The 2,837-nt window shown below is 73.1% G+C and carries 3 protein-coding genes; 1 reads left to right on the top strand and 2 read right to left on the bottom strand.

Annotation, left to right across the window (positions count from 1 at the left end; all coding sequences use genetic code 11):
• Together B7767_RS30720 and B7767_RS30715 are read right to left on the bottom strand one after the other, a co-directional pair.
• A partial coding sequence (locus tag B7767_RS30720) for an SDR family NAD(P)-dependent oxidoreductase (protein ID WP_085574999.1) occupies positions 1-669 on the bottom strand: 669 nt, incomplete at its 3' end.
• A complete protein-coding gene (locus B7767_RS30715) occupies positions 666-2,018 on the bottom strand; it encodes an L-fuconate dehydratase (protein WP_107486417.1) in 1,353 nt (450 codons plus the stop codon). The genes B7767_RS30720 and B7767_RS30715, both read right to left, overlap by 4 nt.
• Positions 2,019-2,174: 156 nt before the next feature.
• On the opposite strand from B7767_RS30715, the gene B7767_RS30710 reads away from it, so the two are divergent.
• Positions 2,175-2,837: FadR/GntR family transcriptional regulator (locus tag B7767_RS30710; protein ID WP_085574997.1), on the top strand; the 663-nt coding region annotated here is incomplete at its 3' end.

The raw sequence follows: 2,837 nt of genomic DNA, 5'->3' as shown, positions 1-2,837 counted from the left end.
CGCCAGGTAGGCGACGGCACCCGCGACCTCGGCGGCCGAGACCAGGCGGCCGGTGGGCTGGCGGGCCTCCAGGGCGGCGCGTTCGGCGGCCGGGTCGTCGGCCGCGTCCAGCAGCCGGCCGATCCAGGGGGTGTCGACGGTGCCCGGGTTGACGCAGTTGACGCGGATGCCCTCGCGGACGTGGTCGGCGGCCATGGCGAGGGTGAGGGAGTGCACGGCGCCCTTGGTGGCGCTGTACAGGGCCCGCTGCGGCAGGCCGGCGGTGGCGGCGACGGAGCAGGTGTTGACGATCGCCGCGTGCGCGGAGGCGCGCAGGTGCGGCAGGCAGGCGCGGGCGGTGCGGACCATGCCGAGGACGTTGACGTCGAAGACGCGGTGCCATTCCTCGTCGGAGTTGGTCTCCACCGTGCCCCGGGCACCGATGCCGGCGTTGTTGACCAGGACGTCGAGGCCGCCCAGACCGTCGACGGCGGCGGCCACCGCCGCGCGCACCGAGGCGTCGTCGGTGACGTCGGCGCGGTGTCCGGTGAGGGGCTCGCCGACCGTCGACGGGTCGAGGTCGAGGACGGCCACCCGGGCTCCGCGCTCGGCGAGGAGTTCCGCCGTGGCCCGGCCGATGCCGGAGGCGCCGCCGGTCACCAGGGCCGTCAGGCCCTCGAAGTCGCTCATGCGGCCTGCTCCTCGTCCTTGTTCTTCCGCGTGTCCGGGTCGGCGGCCCAGAAGTCGCCGTCGGGATAGGTGTAGCGCGCCAGGGACCCCGGTCGCACGGCGGCGGAGAAGCCCGGCGCGAGGGGTGCCGTGTAGTGGCCGTCGCGGATCACCACCGGGGCGAGGAAGTGGTCGTGCAGATGGTCGACGTACTCGATGACCCGGTCCTCGGTGGTGCCGGTGAGGGCCACGTAGTCGAACATCGAGAGGTGCTGGACGAGTTCGCACAGGCCGACCCCGCCTGCGTGCGGGCACACGGGGACGCCGTACTTGGCGGCGAGCAGCAGGATCGCCAGGTTCTCGGGGACCCCGCCGACGCGGGCCGCGTCGATCTGGACGATGTCGACGGCGCCGGCCTGGAGGAGCTGCTTGAAGACGATCCTGTTCTGCGCGTGTTCGCCGGTGGCCACCTTCACCGGGGCGACGGCGCGGCGGATCGCCGCGTGGCCGAGGATGTCGTCGGGGCTGGTGGGTTCCTCGATCCAGTACGGGCCGAACTCGGCGAGGGCCCTGGTCCAGCGGATCGCCTCGTCCACGTCCCAGCGCTGGTTGGCGTCGATCGCGATGCGCACGTCCGGTCCGACGACCGCGCGGGCGACCCGGCAGCGCCTCAGGTCGTCGTCGAGGTCGGCGCCGACCTTGAGCTTGATCTGCCTGAAGCCGTCGGCGACCGCCTGTGCGGCGAGCCGGGTGAGTTTCCCGTCGTCGTAGCCGAGCCAGCCGGGCGAGGTGGTGTAGGCGGGGTAACCGCGCTCCAGCAGCAGGGCGGTGCGCTCCTCGGCGCCTTCCCGGCCGCGGCGCAGGAGGGCGAGGGCCTCTTCGGGGGTGAGGGCGTCGGTGAGGTAGCGGAAGTCGATCTGGCGCACCAGCCAGGCGGGGTCGGCCTCGGCGAGCAGCCGCCACAGCGGCTTCTCCGCGCGTTTGGCGGCCAGGTCCCAGAGCGCGTTGACGACGGCCCCGATCGCCATGTGCATCACGCCCTTCTCGGGTCCGAGCCAGCGCAGCTGGCTGTCACCGGTCAGGTCGCGGTTCAGGAGGGAGGGGTCGGCGCAGAGTTCGTCGGCGGACCGTCCGACGAGATGGCCGCGGAGCGCCCGGATCGCGGCGACCTGGACGTCGTTGCCCCGCCCGATGGTGAAGGCGAACCCGTGCCCCTCGTGTCCGTCGGCGGCGTCGGTGCGCAGCACGACGTAGGCCGCCGAGTAGTCGGGGTCGGGGTTCATCGCGTCGGAGCCGTCGAGCTCGCGCGAGGTGGGGAACCGGACGTCGTAGGTGTCGACGGCGGTGATGCGGGCGGGTCGCGGGGGCACGGGGGACCTTTCGATGAGGGGGCGGGGATCGCATATTTATCAGACCACTTGCCGATGAGAACACCCTTCGGACGCGCCGAACCCGTCATCTGACCGAATTTGGTCCGACCACTTCAGTGGTTAGACTGCGGCGCATCCGGTGAGTGGAGGAGTGGCGTGGAGGAGTCGGCCCCGCAGAGGGGCACGGTGACGCAGCGGGCCATCGAGCGGATCACGGCGATGATCCGCGAGGGTGAACTGGAGCCCGGTGAGCGGCTGCCCACCGAGCGGGAGCTGGCCGTCCGGCTGGGCATCTCCCGCAGTTCGATGCGGGAGGCGGTCCGCGCGCTCACGGTGCTGGGAGTGGTCGAGGCCCGGCACGGCTCGGGCATCTACGTCACCCGGCTGGAGGCCGGGGACCTGCTGGAGACGTTCGGGGTGGTGGCGGATCTGTCCCGGGGGCGGCAACTGGTCGAACTGCTGGAGGTGCGCCGCGTCCTGGAGTCGAACGCGACCGCCCTGGCCGCCGCCCGGATCACTCCGGACCGGCTGGCCGAGGTCGAGAAGCACCTGGCGGCGATGAACGCCACCGACGATCCGGAGGAGATCCTCGCCCACGACCTGGCCTTCCACCGCGAGATCGCGGCGGCCGCAGGCAACGGGACGACGGCCGCGATCCTGGAGAGCCTGTCCTCGCGCACCTTCCGGGCCCGGGTCCGGCGCGGGTACCAGGAGGAGGACGCCTTCGCCCGCACCCGGCGCGAACACGCCGCGATCCACCGCGCCCTGGCCGCCCGCGACCCGGAGGCGGCGCGGGCGGCGGCGGCCGCGCACGTGGGC

The organism is Streptomyces sp. 13-12-16 (assembly GCF_002114215.1).
Lineage (GTDB): Bacteria > Actinomycetota > Actinomycetes > Streptomycetales > Streptomycetaceae > Streptomyces.
The sequence above is the reverse complement of the archived record's forward strand: the minus strand, read 5'-3'. Positions and strand labels throughout refer to the sequence as shown.